The organism is Neobacillus kokaensis, assembly GCF_014656545.1.
Lineage (GTDB): Bacteria > Bacillota > Bacilli > Bacillales > Cytobacillaceae > Neobacillus > Neobacillus kokaensis.
In genome coordinates, this window is record NZ_BNDS01000001.1 from 143,385 (window position 1) to 163,086 (window position 19,702).

The 19,702-nt window shown below is 37.2% G+C and carries 21 protein-coding genes and 2 pseudogenes; all 23 read left to right on the forward strand.

What is annotated here, in order from left to right; genetic code table 11:
* The first annotated feature begins 15 nt into the window (after nt 1–15).
* The 23 genes and pseudogenes from IE222_RS00680 to IE222_RS00785 all read left to right on the forward strand — a co-directional run bounded on the left by IE222_RS00680 (nt 16) and on the right by IE222_RS00785 (nt 19,589).
* Nucleotides 16–921 (forward strand): helix-turn-helix domain-containing protein, encoded by a 906-nt coding sequence (locus IE222_RS00680; protein WP_191268701.1) that lies wholly within the window; start codon nt 16–18, stop codon nt 919–921.
* Nucleotides 922–1,012: 91 nt separating this feature from the next.
* Nucleotides 1,013–1,597, forward strand: a complete 585-nt coding sequence (pgsA, locus tag IE222_RS00685) for a CDP-diacylglycerol--glycerol-3-phosphate 3-phosphatidyltransferase (RefSeq protein ID WP_191268703.1) — start codon at nt 1,013–1,015, stop codon at nt 1,595–1,597.
* Between the two features lie 29 nt (nt 1,598–1,626).
* Nucleotides 1,627–2,880 carry a competence/damage-inducible protein A gene (locus tag IE222_RS00690; protein ID WP_191268705.1) on the forward strand — a complete coding sequence of 418 codons (1,254 nt, stop codon included), beginning with the start codon at nt 1,627–1,629 and terminating at the stop codon, nt 2,878–2,880.
* Nucleotides 2,881–3,135: 255 nt separating this feature from the next.
* Nucleotides 3,136–3,936, forward strand: coding sequence for an enoyl-CoA hydratase-related protein (locus IE222_RS00695; RefSeq protein ID WP_191268707.1), 801 nt, complete (start codon nt 3,136–3,138; stop codon nt 3,934–3,936).
* Nucleotides 3,937–4,335: 399 nt separating this feature from the next.
* Nucleotides 4,336–4,944: pseudogene (gene recA / locus IE222_RS00700) on the forward strand (recombinase RecA); the annotation flags it as partial.
* 348 nt (nt 4,945–5,292) lie between these two features.
* Nucleotides 5,293–5,460 (forward strand): annotated as a pseudogene (locus tag IE222_RS26865) (recombinase RecA); the annotation flags it as partial.
* Entirely contained in the window at nt 5,452–5,712 is a 261-nt protein-coding gene (locus IE222_RS26870; RefSeq protein ID WP_370464999.1) for a recombinase RecA family protein, read from the forward strand. The pseudogene IE222_RS26865 and the gene IE222_RS26870, both read left to right, overlap by 9 nt.
* Before the next feature lie 303 nt (nt 5,713–6,015).
* Nucleotides 6,016–7,575: a ribonuclease Y gene (gene rny / locus IE222_RS00710; RefSeq protein WP_191268709.1), complete on the forward strand. Its 1,560-nt coding sequence runs from the start codon at nt 6,016–6,018 to the stop codon at nt 7,573–7,575.
* 89 nt (nt 7,576–7,664) lie between these two features.
* Entirely contained in the window at nt 7,665–8,462 is a 798-nt protein-coding gene (locus IE222_RS00715; protein WP_191268711.1) for a TIGR00282 family metallophosphoesterase, read from the forward strand.
* Nucleotides 8,463–8,668: 206 nt separating this feature from the next.
* Nucleotides 8,669–8,929, forward strand: a complete 261-nt coding sequence (gene spoVS, locus IE222_RS00720) for a stage V sporulation protein SpoVS (protein WP_038541258.1) — start codon at nt 8,669–8,671, stop codon at nt 8,927–8,929.
* A gap of 507 nt (nt 8,930–9,436) precedes the next feature.
* A complete protein-coding gene (locus IE222_RS00725) occupies nt 9,437–11,173 on the forward strand; it encodes a 2-oxoacid:acceptor oxidoreductase subunit alpha (protein ID WP_191268713.1) in 1,737 nt (578 codons plus the stop codon).
* Nucleotides 11,174–12,040, forward strand: a complete 867-nt coding sequence (locus IE222_RS00730) for a 2-oxoacid:ferredoxin oxidoreductase subunit beta (RefSeq protein WP_191268715.1) — start codon at nt 11,174–11,176, stop codon at nt 12,038–12,040.
* Nucleotides 12,041–12,250: 210 nt separating this feature from the next.
* Complete coding sequence (locus IE222_RS00735; RefSeq protein WP_191268717.1) at nt 12,251–12,394, forward strand: hypothetical protein; 144 nt, start codon at nt 12,251–12,253, stop codon at nt 12,392–12,394.
* Between the two features lie 55 nt (nt 12,395–12,449).
* The gene (locus IE222_RS00740; protein ID WP_191268719.1) at nt 12,450–13,382 is read left to right on the forward strand and encodes a tyrosine-type recombinase/integrase; all 933 of its coding nucleotides are present in this window, start codon (nt 12,450–12,452) and stop codon (nt 13,380–13,382) included.
* 167 nt (nt 13,383–13,549) lie between these two features.
* The gene (locus IE222_RS00745; RefSeq protein WP_191268721.1) at nt 13,550–14,068 is read left to right on the forward strand and encodes a hypothetical protein; all 519 of its coding nucleotides are present in this window, start codon (nt 13,550–13,552) and stop codon (nt 14,066–14,068) included.
* 1,595 nt (nt 14,069–15,663) lie between these two features.
* Nucleotides 15,664–16,194 (forward strand): hypothetical protein, encoded by a 531-nt coding sequence (locus IE222_RS00750; protein ID WP_191268723.1) that lies wholly within the window; start codon nt 15,664–15,666, stop codon nt 16,192–16,194.
* 108 nt (nt 16,195–16,302) lie between these two features.
* Nucleotides 16,303–16,926, forward strand: coding sequence for a hypothetical protein (locus tag IE222_RS00755; protein ID WP_191268724.1), 624 nt, complete (start codon nt 16,303–16,305; stop codon nt 16,924–16,926).
* A 19-nt stretch (nt 16,927–16,945) separates the two neighbouring features.
* A complete protein-coding gene (locus IE222_RS00760; RefSeq protein WP_191268726.1) occupies nt 16,946–17,170 on the forward strand; it encodes a hypothetical protein in 225 nt (74 codons plus the stop codon).
* A gap of 505 nt (nt 17,171–17,675) precedes the next feature.
* The gene (locus tag IE222_RS00765) at nt 17,676–17,867 is read left to right on the forward strand and encodes a hypothetical protein (protein WP_191268728.1); all 192 of its coding nucleotides are present in this window, start codon (nt 17,676–17,678) and stop codon (nt 17,865–17,867) included.
* Nucleotides 17,867–18,484 (forward strand): hypothetical protein, encoded by a 618-nt coding sequence (locus IE222_RS00770; RefSeq protein WP_191268730.1) that lies wholly within the window; start codon nt 17,867–17,869, stop codon nt 18,482–18,484. The genes IE222_RS00765 and IE222_RS00770 overlap by 1 nt, the downstream gene beginning before the upstream one ends.
* 36 nt (nt 18,485–18,520) lie before the next feature.
* Nucleotides 18,521–19,060 (forward strand): terminase small subunit, encoded by a 540-nt coding sequence (locus IE222_RS00775; RefSeq protein ID WP_191268732.1) that lies wholly within the window; start codon nt 18,521–18,523, stop codon nt 19,058–19,060.
* Nucleotides 19,060–19,395 carry a hypothetical protein gene (locus tag IE222_RS00780; RefSeq protein WP_191268734.1) on the forward strand — a complete coding sequence of 112 codons (336 nt, stop codon included), beginning with the start codon at nt 19,060–19,062 and terminating at the stop codon, nt 19,393–19,395. The genes IE222_RS00775 and IE222_RS00780 overlap by 1 nt, the downstream gene beginning before the upstream one ends.
* A complete protein-coding gene (locus IE222_RS00785) occupies nt 19,395–19,589 on the forward strand; it encodes a hypothetical protein (RefSeq protein ID WP_191268737.1) in 195 nt (64 codons plus the stop codon). Before IE222_RS00780 ends, IE222_RS00785 begins: the two co-directional genes overlap by 1 nt.
* The last annotated feature ends 113 nt before the right edge of the window (nt 19,590–19,702 follow it).

A 19,702-nucleotide genomic window follows, 5' to 3' on the forward strand; every position in this document is an offset into this window, starting at 1 on the left:
GGAAGGTGTTTTTTAGTGACTGAATTAGGGAATCGATTAAAAGAAGCCCGTTTAGCCCAAAATTTAAGTTTGGATGATTTGCAATCCATTACAAAAATCCAAAAACGATATTTAATTGGAATTGAAGAAGGCAATTATTCAAGTATGCCAGGAAATTTCTATGTTCGTGCTTTTATCAAACAATATGCAGAGGCGCTGGAACTAAACCCGGATGAAATTTTTGAAACCTATAAAAATGAAATTCCTGCTTCTCATAATGAAGAATTGCCGCAGCAGCTATCGCGTGTCAAAACACATAAGGCACTTACAGAAGGAAATGCAAAAATATTTGATATTCTTCCCAAAATATTAATTGGTGTTTTTGTTATTGGGGTCGCGGGGGTAATATATTATTTCGCCTCAAATAATACGGGCAGCGATACAAACGAAACTAGAACACAGGAAACTGAACCGGTTAAAGTAGAGAATAATATTGACAAAGCAAAAGCAAATGAAACAAAACCGACAGAGCAAAAGAATCAAGAGAAGGATAATGCTAAAGGCACCTCAGATGAGGAAACAACAAAAACTGCAGAAGAAGAAGCTAATCAGGCGTTAACAGTTGTTAACAGCCAAGGCAGGAAGTCCACTTTTGAATTGAAGAATGCCGAAAAATTTGTCGTGAAGGTAGTATCCACAGGAGAAACATGGGTCAGTATCAGAAACGGCAAAGGGAAATCCTTTTTTTCTGGAATGTTAAAAAAAGGGTCAGCTGAAAGTCAGGAAATTGATTTTTCATCAGAAAAGGAAGCTTATATTGTCGTTGGAAGAGCCTATGAGACAGATATCTTTGTGAATGACCAAAAGCTTGAATATGCAGCGGATCCATCTAAACAGGTTCGGCAGGACATTACGATTCAATATGTTCCTAAGAACGAATAGTCATCAGCTGATGACTATTTTTCACTTCTTCTTCATGTTTCAAAGTGCCTGGAATCTATTGGCTTTTTCGTGTTTTTAGGAGGAAAATTAAATGAATATACCAAATAAAATAACCGTATCAAGAATTTTATTAATACCTTTATTCTTGCTCGTTATGCTTGTCCCCTTGGACTGGGGGATAATACATTTACTAGGAGCGGATATTCCTGTTACCCATTTTATCGGTGCTATTATTTTCATTATCGCGTCCACCACTGATTGGATTGATGGACATTATGCCCGTAAGTATAATCTAGTGACGAATATGGGGAAATTTCTTGATCCTCTTGCAGATAAGCTTCTTGTTTCTTCTGCATTAATTGTTTTAGTCGAATTGAATGATGTTTATGCGCCATCATGGATTGTCATTATTATTATTAGCAGGGAATTTGCTGTTACTGGACTCCGATTGCTGCTTGCAGGTGAGGGCGAAGTAGTGGCAGCTAATATGCTTGGAAAAATTAAAACATGGGCGCAGATTATCGCCATATCGGATATATTATTACATAATATTATTTTTGCTTTGATTCCATTCCGTTTTGATATATTGGCGTTATGGGTTGCTTTAATTTTTACGATTTGGTCTGGCTGGGATTATTTTGTGAAAAACAGCCATGTGTTTAAAAATTCAAAGTAAGAAGTTTTCTTAGGAAGGGTCGACCCGAAATGAATGCAGAGATTATCGCCGTTGGTTCAGAACTTTTATTAGGACAAATCGTAAACACAAATGCCAGATTTTTGTCGCAGCAGCTAGCGGAGCTGGGGATTAATGTTTATTTTCATACTGTCGTTGGTGATAACCCCGATAGACTAAAGTCTGCAATTGATATTGCTGAAAAGCGTTCCGATATCATTATTTTTACAGGCGGACTTGGACCAACAAAGGATGATTTAACAAAAGAAACGATTGCCCGTCATCTTGGTAAGCAGCTTGTTATGGATGATATGGCGTTAGCGGGAATTGAGCTTTACTTCAAACGGACAAACCGTATCATGACAGAGAATAACCGAAAACAAGCGCTCATTTTAGAAGGATCACAAGTCCTTCCTAATGATTACGGAATGGCTCCAGGAATGGTGTTGGAAAAGGGTAAGCAAATTTATATTCTTCTTCCTGGCCCGCCGAAGGAAATGGAACCAATGTTTCTACAATACGGAAATAGGGCACTTTCAGCCAAGGCAGGCTTACATGACAAAATCGTATCTCGAGTGCTGCGCTTTTTTGGAATTGGTGAAGCAGCATTAGAAACGGAAATTATTGACCTGATTGATGCGCAAAGTAATCCTACGATTGCACCTCTTGCCGGTGATGGTGAGGTTACTTTAAGGCTGACTGCAAAACATACCGATGAAGCTGTGGCTTTGTCGATGTTGGATAAAGTGGAAAATCAAATCAGGCAGCGGGTTGGACAGTATATTTATGGTTATGATAATTCTTCACTCTTAGAAGAGCTGACAAAATTGTTAAAGGATAAGAGATTAACAATTACTGCTGCGGAAAGCTTGACAGGCGGTTTATTTCAGCAGGAAATTACCTCTATGTCTGGTGCAAGCTCTGTATTTAAGGGCGGAATAGTTTGCTATGCAAATGAAATCAAACAGCACATTTTACAGGTTAAGCAGGAAACGCTTGAAAACCATGGTGCTGTCAGCGAACAATGTGCCAAGGAATTAGCGGAAAATGCGGCTAGGATTTTTGGCACCGATATTGGTATTAGTTTTACTGGCGTAGCTGGTCCTGATGAACTGGAAGGAAAGCCGGTGGGGACGGTTTATATTGGCATTACGGTAAAAGGCCGCCCGACAATCGTTGAAAAAATGTCTTTAGGCGGAACAAGAGCTGCGAATCGAAGCCGTGCTGTGAAGTTTGGCTGCTATTTTTTAATCAAAAATTTAAGGGAATCACAGAATGCTGGATAAGCGTTCTGTGATTTTTTTTATTACGGAAAGTAATTGGATTCAAATATATAGAAAATTTAGAAAGTTATAGACTGTTTCGTTAGGTTTCAGTATTCTTAAGATATAATTTTCTGTTGAATGAGAGAGGGAGTTATAGGAAATCCTTGCTTATGAGCTGCTTGGACAGATTACTAAAAAATTTGAAAAAACTCAAAATGTATTCGATTCCAAATGAAGTTGTTTGAAATTATACCCAAATTGGAAGGGGACAAAACAATGTTGGTTAATTCTTACGAAACTATTAAACTTGAATGGGATGCAAAAAAACAAGGAATTGCTGTTTTATCCTTAAACCGACCGGAATCCATGAATGCCTTAAATACAAAAATGGCGATAGAAATAATCGCAGCGATTGAAGAACTAAAATATGATGAAAAAGTTAGGGTTTTAATTATTACTGGTTCAGGTACAAAAAGTCTTTGTGTTGGCGCTGATTTAAAGGAACGCAATGGCATGTCACAGAAGGATTGGAAAAAGCAGCATGATTATTTTGAAAAAGTCACGGAAAGTCTTAGAGAATTTCCATATCCCGTGATTTGTGCCATTAATGGTTATGCACTTGGGGGCGGATTGGAGATCGCCCTTAGCTGTGATTTCAGAATTTCAGCAGAGCATGCTTCTTTTGGATTACCCGAAGCAAAACTTGGCCTCATTCCTGGCATTGGCGGGACCCAGCTGCTTTCAAGAATTATACCAATTGGTTTAGCAAAAGAATTGCTATATACAGGGAAGCGTTTTACCGCCAAGGAAGGCCAGCAATGGGGGCTAATAAATCATGTTTTCCCAGTTGATATTTTATTAGAAGAAACGATTAAAATTGCAGAAAGTATCGCGCAAAACGCACCTCTTTCATTAAAAGCATTGAAAAATGCAGTTAATAAAGGAACTGAGACTGATTTAGCAACGGGGATAGCGTTCGAACTTGAGGCTTATTACAAATGCGCTAACTCAGAAGATCGGCTGGAAGGAATATTTGCATTCAATGAGAAGCGCGCTCCAAAGTGGCTGGGGAAATAAATAGTTTATAAAAATTGAAGAGCCTCTAAAAAATGCCAATAGAGGAATTGTTGGATTCAATGGTTGTTCATTGTGAGAGTAATAAAATAAATACTAATTAAAAAATAAATTTACAATCCTTAGTTTCGGCTTGGGGTTGTTATTATTTTTCGGAATACTTAGTTCCCTTTACAAATTATCTGAAAGTATTGGGATAATTTGTTTTCCATGAAAATTTCTGCAGATAATCTCATAATGAGGAGTATTTTGGTTATAATTCCAGGAAAAATAGTTTGGAAACAGGTCGAATGAATGTTCGTGTTTTTACTCGACAAATGACTGGAAAGAGGTTATATTATTAGTAGGGTTCGTTTTGATAGATTTCAGCAATAATTACATTTTCATAAAGGAGGTCTATTTGTGAGTGACCGTAAGGCCGCGTTAGAAATGGCGCTAAAACAAATAGAAAAACAATTCGGTAAAGGTTCTATCATGAGAATGGGAGAGCAAACCGAGACGAAGATTTCAACGGTACCAAGCGGCTCTTTAGCACTTGATACAGCGCTTGGAGTGGGTGGATATCCTAGAGGAAGAATAATTGAGATTTATGGACCAGAAAGCTCGGGTAAAACCACGGTTGCCTTGCATGCCATTGCTGAAGTGCAGGCAGCAGGCGGACAAGCAGCGTTTATTGACGCGGAGCATGCCCTAGATCCTACTTATGCCCAAAAATTAGGTGTTAATATTGATGAGTTATTACTTTCTCAGCCAGATACTGGTGAGCAGGCGCTTGAAATCGCGGAAGCTTTAGTACGAAGCGGTGCTGTAGATATTATTGTTATCGACTCTGTTGCAGCATTAGTTCCAAAAGCTGAAATTGAAGGCGAAATGGGGGACTCCCATGTAGGTCTACAAGCTCGCTTAATGTCGCAAGCACTTCGTAAACTATCTGGTGCAATTAATAAATCCAAGACAATTGCAGTTTTCATAAACCAAATCCGGGAAAAAGTCGGAGTAATGTTTGGAAATCAACTTGTAGTTGCTTAATCTATTGATAGATTAAGGAGTTTATACTGGGTTTCCCTTGCTAGTGATAGCATGAAAAATACCTTGTGAACCCGATTGCCTAGGGGTGTAATGGAGACATTGCTAACGGTGAAGCCCTCCAAGAAATGGGTAATACCGTGCCAAGCCTTACAATGTTTTGAGGAAGGTGTAGAGACTAGCGAAAGGGGCTTTGATTTTTAAGCTAACTGAGTAGCGTACGGCAGGGAATAGGCTGCTGCCGGAAGTGCAAGGCTCTCTATATTAAATAGAGATGAAGAGATAGTCCATACTATAGAAATGGTAAATCTATAGAGTTAGCCAGAGACTACGCCTGGAGGGCGTGCGCTGAAATTTTACTCGACAATTCGTCTTGAAGTCCGCCGTGCTGAAACATTAAAGCAAGGCAACGACATGGTGGGTAACAAGACTAAGATTAAAGTTGTCAAAAATAAAGTTGCACCTCCATTTCGAACTGCAGAAGTCGATATTATGTATGGAGAAGGAATTTCTAAGGAAGGCGAGATTATTGATTTAGGTTCCGAATTAGATATCGTTCAAAAGAGCGGTTCTTGGTATTCCTACAACGATGAAAGACTTGGACAAGGACGCGAAAATGCGAAACTGTATTTAAAGGAAAACCCTGATGTTCGCCTTGAAATCCAGCAAAAGATTCGTGATCATTATGGTTTAGATGGCGATAAAACTGTCACTGAAACGAATGATGATGAGCAATATGAATTACTAGATTAACATGCTAGGGCAAAACCTATTAAGGTTTTGCCCTTTATGATACAGGAATAATTATTCAGATATAATAATAATTATACATAAAAAATAATAAATTTGGATTTTGATTTCTAAATATTTGAAAAAGCTAATTCGAGTAAACCTTGACAATGAATTTATACACATTTACAATTAACATGTATATTTTACATTTTTGGTAATATTACAATTCGAAAAGCCTTAGTGCTTGCTGTATGTTGAGTCTAAACAATGTACATGCCGACACTTAAAAACGTAAAAAAGTTCATAGCAAGAGGAGGTGTAACGATGGAACCAATTACTATCATCTCCATTTTGCTTGGCCTTATCGTCGGTGCCGTTGTTGGCTATTTTGTTCATAAATCCATTGCTGAAGCAAAAGTTACAGGTGCAAAAAATGCTGCAGAACAGATAATTGAAGACGCGAAACGTGATGCTGATGCATTGAAAAAAGAAGCTTTGCTGGAAGCAAAGGATGAAATTCACAAGCTTCGCTCAGAAGCAGAACGTGAGGTTCGTGAACGAAGAAATGAAATGCAAAAACAAGAAAACCGTTTACTGCAAAGAGAAGAGAATTTAGATCGAAAAGAGGAAACGTTAAACAAGCGTGAAAATCTTTTAGAAAAGAAGGATGATTCTCTAAACCAAAGACAACAGCATATTGAAGAGATGGAAAGCAAAGTGGACGAGTTGGTAAGAAAACAACAAACTGAACTCGAACGAATTTCGAGCTTAACGCGTGATGAAGCTAAAACCATCATTTTAGAAAGAATGGAAAAAGAGCTTTCGTATGAAACCGCTATGATGATTAAGGAAAGCGAAAATCGCGCGAAAGAGGAAGCAGATAAAAAAGCGAAAGAAATCTTGTCGCTAGCAATCCAACGTTGCGCTGCTGACCACGTTGCGGAAACAACTGTCTCGGTCGTTAATCTGCCAAATGATGAAATGAAGGGCCGAATTATTGGCCGTGAAGGTCGGAACATTCGTACCCTTGAAACATTAACAGGAATTGACTTGATTATTGACGATACTCCTGAAGCAGTCATTCTATCAGGATTTGACCCAATCCGTCGTGAAACTGCCCGCCTGGCACTTGAGAAGCTTGTCCAAGATGGTCGTATTCACCCGGCACGAATTGAGGAAATGGTTGAAAAATCCCGTCGTGAAGTAGATGAATACATTCGTGAAGTTGGAGAACAAACTACCTTTGAAGTTGGCGTTCATGGACTTCACCCTGATCTCATTAAGATTCTTGGTCGCCTTAAATTCCGTACAAGCTACGGACAAAATGTGTTAAAGCATTCAATGGAGGTGGCACAGCTTTCAGGTTTGCTGGCTGCTGAGCTTGGTCAGGACGAAACGCTGGCAAGACGCGCAGGTTTGCTTCATGATATCGGTAAAGCGATTGACCATGAAGTTGAGGGAAGCCATGTTGAAATTGGGGTGGAACTAGCAACAAAATATAAGGAACACCCAGTAGTAATTAACAGCATTGCATCCCATCACGGGGATACACCGCCTACTTCGATAATAGCAGTTCTCGTTGCTGCTGCTGATGCCCTGTCTGCTGCTAGACCAGGCGCTCGCAGTGAAACATTAGAAAACTATATTCGTCGACTTGAAAGACTTGAAGAGATTTCTGAATCTTATGAGGGTGTTGAGAAATCCTTTGCTATTCAAGCTGGACGCGAAGTACGGATTATCGTTAGACCGGATGCAATTGATGATTTGGCGGCACATCGATTAGCACGAGATATTCGCAAACGTATTGAGGAAGAATTAGATTATCCAGGGCATATTAAAGTGACAGTCATCCGTGAAACACGGGCTGTAGAATACGCAAAATAAAGCGGTGCAAATGCACCGCTTTATTTATTGCTAAATATTTGTGGTACAATCTAACAAGAAAAGAATTTTTTAAATGGAAGGGTCTTTAAATGAATTTATTATTTATCGGCGATGTTGTAGGTTCACCGGGAAGAGATATGGTGAAAGAATATTTGCCAAAATTAAAAGAGAAATATAGTCCCCAATTAACAATCATTAATGGCGAAAATGCTGCTGGTGGAAAAGGGATTACGGAAAAAATTTACCGTCAATTTTTGGAGCAGGGAGCACAAGCCATTACACTTGGGAATCATGCGTGGGATAACAGGGAAATCTTTGAATTCATCGACGAAGCAAAATACTTAGTCCGTCCAGCAAATTTCCCGAAAAACACCCCTGGTAAAGGGCTTATTTTTATCAAAATCAATCAATTAGAAGTGGCTATCATTAATTTACAAGGCCGGACGTTCATGAATCCGATTGATTGTCCTTTACAAAAAGCGGATGAACTAATTTCTATTGCCAAAGAAAGAACCCCGTTCATTTTTGTTGATTTCCATGCTGAGGTAACCAGCGAAAAACAGGCTCTTGGCTGGTATTTAGATGGTAAAGTTTCTGCTGTAGTCGGTACCCATACACACGTACAAACTGCGGATCATCGTATTTTGCCAGGTGGAACTGCCTATCTAACTGATGTAGGAATGACAGGGCCATATGACGGCATTTTAGGTGTGGAAAGGTCTGCAGTTCTAAAAAGATTCCTTACTGGCCTCCCTGTCCGTTTTGAAGTCCCTGAAGGCGGCAGAAATCAGTTAAGCGCTGTAAACATAGAATTGGACCGCAAGACAGGACTCGCAAAAAAAATTGAACCGATTCGTATTAATGACGATCAGCCGTTTTATTCATAAAGTAGGTGTCAGTTACTATGTGAAATATTCACATGGTGCCTGACACCTTTTTTACACCTTTTATAAAGCATTTAAATTGACTTTTTTTGTCCAAGCCGGAATATGTCTATAGTTTCCTGAATATAGTAGCAGTGGAATGTTATATACCTGATTTGGTTCATGAAACTGCTCATGCGGAATCGGGATTTTACAAGGGGGAGCTAGGAATGGAAATATTAAAAGTTTCAGCAAAATCTAATCCTAATTCTGTAGCTGGTGCACTTGCTGGAGTTCTGCGTGAAAGAGGTGCGGCAGAAATACAGGCAATTGGTGCGGGTGCATTAAATCAAGCCGTAAAGGCAGTAGCCATTGCTCGAGGATTTGTAGCACCTAGCGGAGTTGATTTAATTTGTGTCCCTGCGTTTACCGATATTTTAATTGACGGGGAAGAACGCACAGCTATTAAGTTAATTGTAGAACCACGTTAGGAAAGAATTCCAAGTATATTACGTGGAAATAAAGAACCTTATTACTTACCTGCCTGGTTGTTAAAAACAAGCAGGTTTTTTTGTGGGTATTTTTAAAAGTCCGGAAATATAACATTTTTTTGTAACCGCCCCATTTTATGTGAAAAACATTATTGTAAGATACAAAAATTAGTTTGGAAACAAAGGCAATGAAACTAAAAATATTTTGACAAAGATATATAAGAATAAGGGTAATGCCTTTTTTAATGGGACGGTTTTCCTCTAAAGAAAGTATTGAATTAAAATAATAAAAAAATATACATATTTTAGACAATAATTTGTTCTAAAGGGTTGCATTTTTTGGTACATAGGTCTAGAATTGAAAGCGTTTAGTGGACATCCATGATTCTAGTTTTTGGACTATATAAATAAAGAATAGACTAATTTCTAGTGATTTACTTGGAAAAGTGCTACACTAATACATGATTCAATCTACTTATCTTTTACATATCCAAAGGGGTGTAAGTAATGATCAATCAACTTTCATGGAAAGTTGGCGGACAACAAGGGGAAGGTATTGAAAGTACTGGGGAAATCTTTGCAATCGCATTGAACCGCCTGGGATATTACTTGTATGGTTATCGTCACTTTTCATCACGCATTAAAGGCGGTCACACCAACAATAAAATCCGAGTAAGTACGACTCAAGTTCGTTCTATTTCCGATGATTTAGATATCCTTGTGGCATTTGACCAAGAAACAATTGATTTAAACTACAAAGAATTACATAGCAATGGAGTAATCCTTGCTGACGCAAAATTTGATCCAAAAAAGCCTGAAGACACTGAAGCTTCATTATATGCTGTTCCATTCACTGAAATCGCAACAGAATTAGGAACATCATTAATGAAAAACATGGTAGCAATCGGTGCTACTTCAGCAATTTTAGATTTAGATATTCACGTATTTGAAGAAGTTGTTCGTGAAATTTTCGGCAAAAAAGGCGACCAAGTTGTAGCAAAAAACATGGATGCTATCAATGCTGGTTTTGAATATACGAAAGAAAAAATGGATGGAAACGTTCCAACCATGCAGCTTGAAAAGGCTGACGGTAAACACCGCATGTTCATGATTGGTAACGATGCCATTGCTCTAGGTGCCCTAGCTGGCGGATGCCGTTTTATGGCAGCGTACCCAATTACACCAGCTTCCGATATTATGGAGTATTTAATTAAGAAATTACCAGCATTAGGCGGTACAGTAATCCAAACAGAAGATGAAATTGCTGCTGTAACAATGACTATTGGTGCATCTTATGGCGGTGTTCGTGCCATAACAGCTTCCTCTGGCCCTGGATTGTCTTTAAAAACAGAAGCAATTGGGTTATCGGGTATTACGGAAGTTCCGCTTGTAATTGTAGATACACAGCGTGGAGGCCCTTCAACAGGTCTGCCAACAAAACAAGAGCAATCTGATTTAATGGCGATGATTTACAGCACACATGGTGAAATTCCAAAAATCGTCCTTGCTCCAAGTACTGTAGAAGAAGCTTTCTATGACACTGCGGAGGCATTTAACCTTGCTGAAGAATATCAATGTCCAGTTATCATTTTATCTGATCTACAATTATCACTTGGAAAGCAAACTGTTGAACCACTTGATTTCTCAAAAGTAGAAATTCGTCGTGGAAAGCTTGTAACGGAAGAACTGCCTGAAATTCCTAACAAAGGTTACTTTAAGCGTTATGAAGTAACTGAAGATGGTATTTCACCACGTACCATTCCTGGTACGAAGAACGGGATTCACCATGTTACTGGTGTTGAACACGCTGAAACTGGTAAACCATCTGAATCAGCTGCTAACCGTATTGCGCAAATGGATAAGCGCTTACGTAAAGTTGAAAATATTCGATTCGATACACCTGTATACAAAAATGCACCACACGAAGAGGCTGACCTATTAATCGTTGGATTCAATTCTACTCGCGGGGTTATTGAAGAAGCGATGGGACGTCTTGAAAAAGATGGAATGAAAGTAAACCATGCCCATGTACGTTTAGTTCATCCATTCCCGACTGATGAACTGCTTCCGCTAGTTCAATCAGCTAAAAAGGTAATTGTAATTGAAAACAATGCAACTGGTCAATTGGCAAATATCATGAAAATGAATGTTGGCTATGCTGAAAAAATTACCAAGTTTATTAAATATGATGGAAATCCATTCCTTCCTCATGAAGTTCATTCAAAATGTAAGGAGTTGTTCTAAATGGCCACTTTTAAAGACTTTCGTAATGATGTAAAACCGAACTGGTGCCCTGGCTGTGGCGACTTCTCTGTACAAGCAGCAATTCAACGTGCGGCAGCAAATGTCGGCTTGGAGCCAGAAAACTTAGCTGTAATTTCTGGTATCGGCTGTTCTGGACGTATTTCTGGATATATTAATTCCTATGGTTTCCACGGAATCCATGGCCGTTCTCTGCCAATTGCTCAAGGGGTTAAAATGGCTAACCGTGACCTTACTGTTATCGCTTCCGGTGGTGACGGTGATGGTTATGCTATTGGTATGGCTCATACAATCCACTCTATCCGCCGTAACATTGATATGACTTATATCGTTATGGATAACCAAATTTATGGTTTAACTAAAGGCCAAACGTCTCCACGTTCGGCAGTAGGTTTTAAAACAAAATCTACACCTATGGGATCAATTGAACAAGCTATTTCACCAATGGAAATGGCACTTACAGCGGGAGCAACATTTGTGGCCCAAAGCTTCTCAACTGATCTTAAAGACCTTGTAGCATTAATCGAAGCAGGTATTAACCATAAAGGTTTCTCTTTAATTAACGTATTCAGCCCATGTGTTACTTACAATAAGATCAACACTTATGACTGGTTTAAAGAAAATCTTACAAAATTGAGCGATGTTGAAGGCTATGATCCGTCTAACCGTGAAATGGCTATGCAAACCTTAATGAAAAATAATGGCCTAGTAACAGGACTAATTTACCAAAACACTGAGCGTCCTTCTTATCAAGAGCTAATTCATGGTTATTCTGAAAAACCATTAACAGAAGCTGATCTTGATCTTAACCAAGAACACTTTGATAAATTAGTTGCAGAATTTATGTAAGATTATATCAAAAATCCCGGGAACTGCTCCCGGGATTTTTTATACATATGTGTCAATTTTAGCACACCTGGATTTTCTATTGTTTTCAAAGAATGAAACCTTTATACTATAATAATGTGCGGACAAAGCATTCTATATTTCACTGTCCAGGTAAAAAAGTGATTCTAAAAATAGTATTTTTATTTTGCTAAGAAAGGGGTTATTTCATACATGAATGAAAAACAACGTTTAGAAGGTCAGCAAGTAAATACAGCTAATTCTTCGGACAAAAAATCCGCCAAGGATGGACTCGTCACTTCGTTCCCCTTCAGCCCTTGCTACGCATGGCTTCAAGCCACTTTCCGCAAAGTTTAAATAATGAGTTTGCCATAATCTTCGCTAATACTAAAAAGGCGAGGGATTACAGCAAATGAACCTATCACTAGAAGACTACATTACAGAAATCGAAATCCAAAATTACAGCAAGGCAACCGTCAAGAATAAGAAAGCCATTCTATTACAGTTTGAAAGATGGCTGTGGGAATCTTTTCAGGTTGAACTAGAGGATGCCAGTACAAGACACATTAAACGGTACATTAAGTACCTCCTAGATAAAGAAATCAAAGCCAATACAATAAACACCAAATTAAAGACCTTGAATAACTTCTATAAGTTTTGTATCAAAGAAAAGATACTGAAAGACAACCCACTGGAAGACATTGAACTACTTAAGGAAGAAAAGGTAATGATTAAACCGTTTAGCATTGATGACATTCAGAAAATGATTGACTTCTATTGTGGAAGTAACTTTATGGATGTTAGGAATAAAACTGTTTTGACCTGTTTATTTGAAACTGGAATACGTTCCGCAGAATTATCAGGAATTAAATTAGAGGATGTATTTGATGATGCTATCCTGATTAGGGGAAAGGGTAACAAACAAAGATTAGTGCCTGTAAGCCTTCATTTAAAGCGTCAGATTATCAAGTATAGAAGGGCAAGGGAAAAGTACCTAAAAGGAGAAGAATGCCCCTACCTGTTTGTCTGTACTCGTACCAAAGGTGGAGGATTAAAGAAGGATATTGAATCAATCGGTAGAATGGGTCATGAAGCAGTTCTAAACGTTGTTAAACGGTCAGGGAAAGCCTGTGGGGTAGATGTAAAGCTTTTAGTACACTCATGTAGGAGAAGCTATGCACAAATCTCTCTAGGGCATACAGACCTTTATACGGTTAGTCGTTTACTAGGACATAACCATGTAGCGACAACCGAAAGATATATTCAATCAATGGAAGATAAGACCGTACTAGAAAGAGGAAGGAACGCTTCACCGTTATCCACTCTTAGAAAGAAGTATTCATAATTAGAGAATATTCAATGATACAAGCCTACCTTTTATCGGTAGGTTCTTTTTTTAGAAAGGGGCAGGTTAGTTGTTTGTTTTCCACTACCAGGGCATGATTAGTTTGAATAAAGGAATAAATCTAAAAATGTTATGGAAAGATAAGGGAAAATGAAAGGAAAAAAGTAATGAACAAACAATCCGATAATCAAGAAAAGTTACCTTCTAATCCATTTAACAAACTTATAAGACGTATTTGGTATGTCTTCCTAGCTATCGGTTCTATAGGATTGTTATTGCAAAACAAATTTGAGATAAAGGAAACTTTTTGGATTATCTCTGTAAGCACACTTTTCCTTGCTTTTTTTTGTGCCGTAATACTCTTTAACAAAAGCTTTCAATTCGCAGAACGTATTCTTTATACAATTGCTACAATAGTTTTAATGTTTGTTTATCCTCATTGGTTAGATATTCCTGCTTATTTAACAAATAATTATAGAGTTGTCGAAGGTGTTCCGACTGAATTTGAGTACAGAAGTCCTTACAAAGCTGGGAGATACCTACACGTTGAAATTAGTAATGTAGAACTTAAATTACCATCAAGCATTCCTAATATGGAATCAGATAACTGGTTTGTCATACATTACCTTCCATATTCAAAGTTCATAATTGATTACAAAATTATATCAAAACAAGAAGGTAAGTAATATTAAGCTAACGAATGTGATTATAAAATACGGGGCAGTTCCGTCAAGTTTGTTTTGAAAAAAAATAAAAATGGATGCCCCGATTTATTTTGATAAATGTATTAGATATTAATGCCCACCTGCCAAATATTGGTAAAATTAAACATCCCCTCCCACCTACCATTTATATCCAAACTTGGTTAATCATACCTTAATGGGCAACAAATGGTTTTATTGTTTTAAAATGACAAACTATGTTAAATGGTATTGTATGGTAACAAAGACATGATATGACAATATGTAGGTATATGGATTAATTGGTGGTAGTTGGAAATAGGGGAATGAACCGTTATAAGTTGGTGTGATATGGTAACTAAGGTAGGGGATACCTTTATTTCCTGTTGGTGCAAATATCCAATGGATGTGGAATATATATCCTCTTATGGTAAGGGGTGGGGGTATAGCCATTGCTGTATGTACGGTTATAATTATACATATAAATGAATATCGCATTCAACCCTTCCATTAATAACCATACAGTATCCTCTAAATTAAAAATAATCCTCTTTGGATTACCGCAAATATCAACCCACTTATTTCCATTTGGTATGTATATCTGATGTATGATAGTAACACTTCACCGCTATAAAATCCCTATTGACTTGGCGGTACATCTAGACAAATCCCTTTTACAAATAACCCCCTTGGTTGGAATAAATTCCCTATTGATAAAATTGGTTTTATGTGATTTTGTATCAACCCTAAAATTACCATTGACATAAATATTTTTATGTGATTTGGTTTATTCCCAACAATTTACTATTGACATTTGTTTGGCGAAATGTTAACTAGGTTGGACATAATTTGACCCACTTCATTCCGATAAACCTTGATATAAAGGGATTTCCAGCAAATGGTATGAAAAAGCAGCGGTGTAAAAGGTGGACAAAAAGTGTACATAATATCTTTTTTAATAAAAACATATACCGTTAATTTATCCCCTTGTTATAAACCTTTATATTAATAAACTACATATACCGTTATAGATACTATGTAACGATTTTAAATTCGACTGTAAGGAGAATTTAGTCTCTTATAATATTAACTTCTTTAAATATATTGAAGTGTTTTTAATATAACTGATTGCCTTCGGCAGTTTATTTCTTAATCAGTTATTTTCTTTCTATTATCAACTAAGTAATTAAACTTAATCACTATATTACTCCGTTATTCCAATCTAAATTAGAACGGTAAATTAGGCTTCTTTAAAAAAAGTTTTAAAAAAATTCCTCCCACTCTGATTTTTTTTCAAAAACTTTTCTCCGTATGGGTGCAGATATAGGTACTTCACTTTATTAAGTAGTATAGAAAGTTTTTAATAAAAGTTTCCTTGATAGGGTTGCATATTATGGCACTCACTTTGTTAAGTAATTAGGAGGTTTTTTATACCTGCTAAAAATTATTTCAAAAAGTTTTATCAGCATGGGTACAGATATGGGTGTTTCACTTTATTAGTAAGTAGGGGTGCATATCTTGGCACTCACCTCGTTAAGTAATTAGAAGATTCTTTTTTAGAACCAAACAAATTAAACACACAACCAAGGAGGAACAACATCATGAAAAAATTTAATGCTACAGACAGCCAACTAAAGCGACTAATCAAACTGGTAAATGAAAAGGTAGATAAGGAGATTGAAGGTATCAGGATTGGAAAGAATAAACCGTTTGATGCTGATAGCTTACAAGCCCACTTAATGAATCATGGATTAAGAGAAGTGGAAAAGTTTAACCTTACAGATAAAAATATTTCCTTTGATGCTTGGATGAAAAAAGCCATTAATGGGGATTTCCTTAACTTTATCAATGTAAAGAAAAACCAAAAAGATAAATTTACTTCTTATGAAGGATTGCATGAAACTTGGGGAGATAGCTTTATAAGTCACTTGGAAACAGAAACAGGGGCTTCATTCACCAGTGAAATTAAACCGTTTGAAGGTGATTTCGTTGAAGATGTACTGGAAGACTTTGAAGCAGATTCTTTAGAAGAGGTTAAGGAGTATCTTGAAGGATTAAATTTAGATTTACTGTCCGAAAAGACACAAGAAGAGTTAGAAACATTGTACGAAAGGATTTGCCAACATATTTAGGCTAAACCCTTTTAGACCGTTACGGTACACACCTAAAAAGCGGAGTAATAAGGTGAAGGGGAAACAAGATAACAAAAAATAATCATACTACAGGAGGTAGGTGTTAACATGAAACGTCACGAAAATCAATCCATTAAAATGCAAGAACAAACAGCAGAAAATGCAAGAAAGCTAGTAAATAACAAGGTAGCAAAAACAATCATGGAGATTAGCTTAAGTCGCTTTCCTTCCCTTGAGAAGTCTAATAGATTAACTGAGAAAAGCATAGAATCAACTTGCTACAATCATAATTACTACATGGAAGATGTGGATGGAACGCTAATTAATATGGCTGATTTAATGATGCCTTCAATGTTAACACCTAAACCAGTAGTTAAGCAGGTAGTACCCAAACATATTGATAACAAAATAGAAAACTACTTCAAGGAATCCAAGAAACGTTATGCAAGATATTTCCAGTTAAAGCTTTACCTATCAGGTGGATTCACTTTGGAAGAGGTTGCCAATTATTACAGTACAGAGGATTCAAGAGTATCCAAGAATATCAAACAAGCAAAACAGGAAATTATTGACCTACTAACAGAGGAAGAGTTATCCAAATGCTACTGGTGGCTAAAAGTGCCAAGACCAAAAGTTAAGGTTACCGAAACTTATGTTTTTCCAGTAGAGGTTAAGCCACAACCAAAACAAAAACACTGGTTAGACCATCTATTCACAGCACCAACCAAATAAGGAAGGGAGTTGATACGAATTGGAAAAGACTTGTAAAAAGTGTTATGAAACCAAGCCGATACAAGGGGGATTCGTATCAGCTACACATGCCAATTGTAAAGAGTGTGTAAAAGCAGCTAGGCAGGAAAAAGACTGGAATACAGAGTTAAACAATCATTTACACCTTATTAAATCATTCTTGGAAAGGAACGGTATAGGGGTTAAGACCAAGCAATTAAGAGAATTGGAGGATAAGGTATCATGATAGAACTTATTCAGTTTGTTCTAGGAAGTGGATTCATCGTAATACTTTACAAGATTATCGAAGGTTAACCGCTTGACCTGAATACGTCATTAAACTGTTTCACTTTCTACAGCCTATCTTTAGTTGTCTATTACCTCCAATTAAAGGTAGGTTGAATGAAGGTGTGGAAAGCCTTCCGTAAAGGGTCATGGATTCAAGCCCTTTTCAAAACGACAAATGGTGGATTTGTCCTTCTAGTTTAATCTCTTTGTTTAAGGTGGGGTTTACTCTTGTGTGTAGGGGTTGCCCCACCGCCTTTTTATTATGGTCACCGATACGGAAGACAAACTAACTCTCTTTGGTTGCAGGAGAAAGTTAAGAAGAAACAACGTAACAGACCACCGTTAAGCTACTGTAAGACCATCTAAGAACCTTACCCCTTATGACAGGATTGTGAGGGCTGACCCCTATTCTCTTCGGAGGGTGGGGGAACTGTTTTTATAATCTAGAAAAGGAAGTGCAGTAAGTGAGTAAGTACAAAAACGCTAAGACATATGAAAGAGTAATAAAACGGTCAAATATATTGGGTTTGCAGACAACTGTAATGTTTAGTGATGGAACAAAAGAGGTTACAGAAGATTTTACTAAATCATCTTGGAAACGGTTAAGGCAGTTAGGATTCAATCCAGTACCGAACAATAAAAGGGGGAGAAAATAATGGGAAAACAAGACTTTGTTAAACGTATGATGGAAAAGCAACTAGGGGAATTATTCGATAAGAAAAAGGCAGAAGTAAGAAACCTAGAAGGACAAAAGGCGATTCTTAGGGAAACGGTAGGAAATGTTATTGGTGGTAAATTTGAACATAGGGAATCAACTTTCTTCCATTCGGTAGATGGTACGCTTCTTAAGGTAAATACCGGGCAAGATTCTTCCGTATCAGTGGACATTGTACGGTCATTTGATTCACTGGACTATCAGGAACGCATAGCCCTTAAGAATCAGAATCCCCATGCTTACAAGCTATTACAAGCCGACCTTGTAGAAGTTAAAGGTACAGCCAAGGTTAAAGAACTATTAATTAGTGACGGTGTTAAGTACCAAGAGTTTTTACACAAGATAGAAGCACCTGTAAAACCTGATTTAACAGGGCTATCCATTGAAGAGAGTACAACCGTATTAAGGCAGTATGAAGCAGATAAGGCAAGCCTTGCAGAAAAGGTTAATGCCTATAATGCAGATGTTACAGCTTACAGGGATGGAACTATTAACCGTCAATTAAATGAACTGGATGACCAAATTAAAGAAATCAAACAGGAGATAGGGGAAGCTTAAGGGCTTCTCTTTTCTTTTTATTAAGGAGGTTAAACTATGGAAAACAAATTAAAGAAACATGATACAAGAAACGGTAAATCCAAGCCTGATTATTTATCAGAATCACAGGAAGCTTTTTGTTATGCCTATATTGCACATGGTCAGAATTTACAGAAGGCTATTGAAGAAGTGGGGATTAAATCACGAACAACAGGTTATAAGTATTTAGATAATCCACTGGTGCAAGAAAAGATAAAACAGATTCAGGAACTTCACATTAAACCGTTAGTAATACAAACTACTAAGAAACTGGAACTACTGACCAACATTGCAAAGGGAGAAGATTATAATTATTACCCTAACTTTAAAACGGGGGAAATAATCAAAGCCCCTGTTAATGCCAGTGACAAAATAAAGGCTATGGAACTAATGTCTAAAATAGATGGAGACTTTGTTATTCGTCACCAAGTACAGGATGAAAGAACTGTCTTTGTTATTGGTGGGGAAAACCTAGAAGAAGGAAGAAAGCGTAAAATTATCAATGCTGATATTTCCTTTTTAACCTCCAGTGATAATAATGAAGAAGGTGAAAAGTAATGGCTTATAACAGTGGTTACAATTTCCCTAAAACGGTAGAGGATTATGAAAAATACCGTCAAGATAGAGTATCAAATGAAATAGAAGTCTTTACCGTTTTCCCTAGTGGAGATTATTCCTTTGCAAAAGTTCCAAAAGAGAATATTTCCAATGTATTTAAGAACTTAAAGGAAAAGCCTTCAATGGTAATAGAGGGGATACCGTACAAAGTTAGTCATTATACAGGATTAGGAACTAACATCTTTACTAATAATGATTACATTTCGGTTTATCTTGAAGATATGGAAGGCAAGTCATACGAATTTATGTTTTTTCCAACGGAGGAAGAAGAATAATGTATAAAGTTGTTTTCTATAATGGGTACAAGGAATATCTTTGCTTCTTTATTGTGGATGATACAAGGGAAGCTTTAACCAAGTTTAAGAAAACAGGATTCTATAAGAACCAAGGAACTTTTGCACAAGGCATTGTTTACCGTCAGGATTCTAATGGGGAACATGTGGTTAAAGAAGGCAGGATTTTAATATAGGGGATTCCTTAACGGGGATTCCTTTTTTTATGGCTAAAATGTTATAGCCGTCGAATCGTCGAAGACAATCGACCTAAAAGGGAGTGAGAAAAAGGGTTATTAAAAAAGACTTC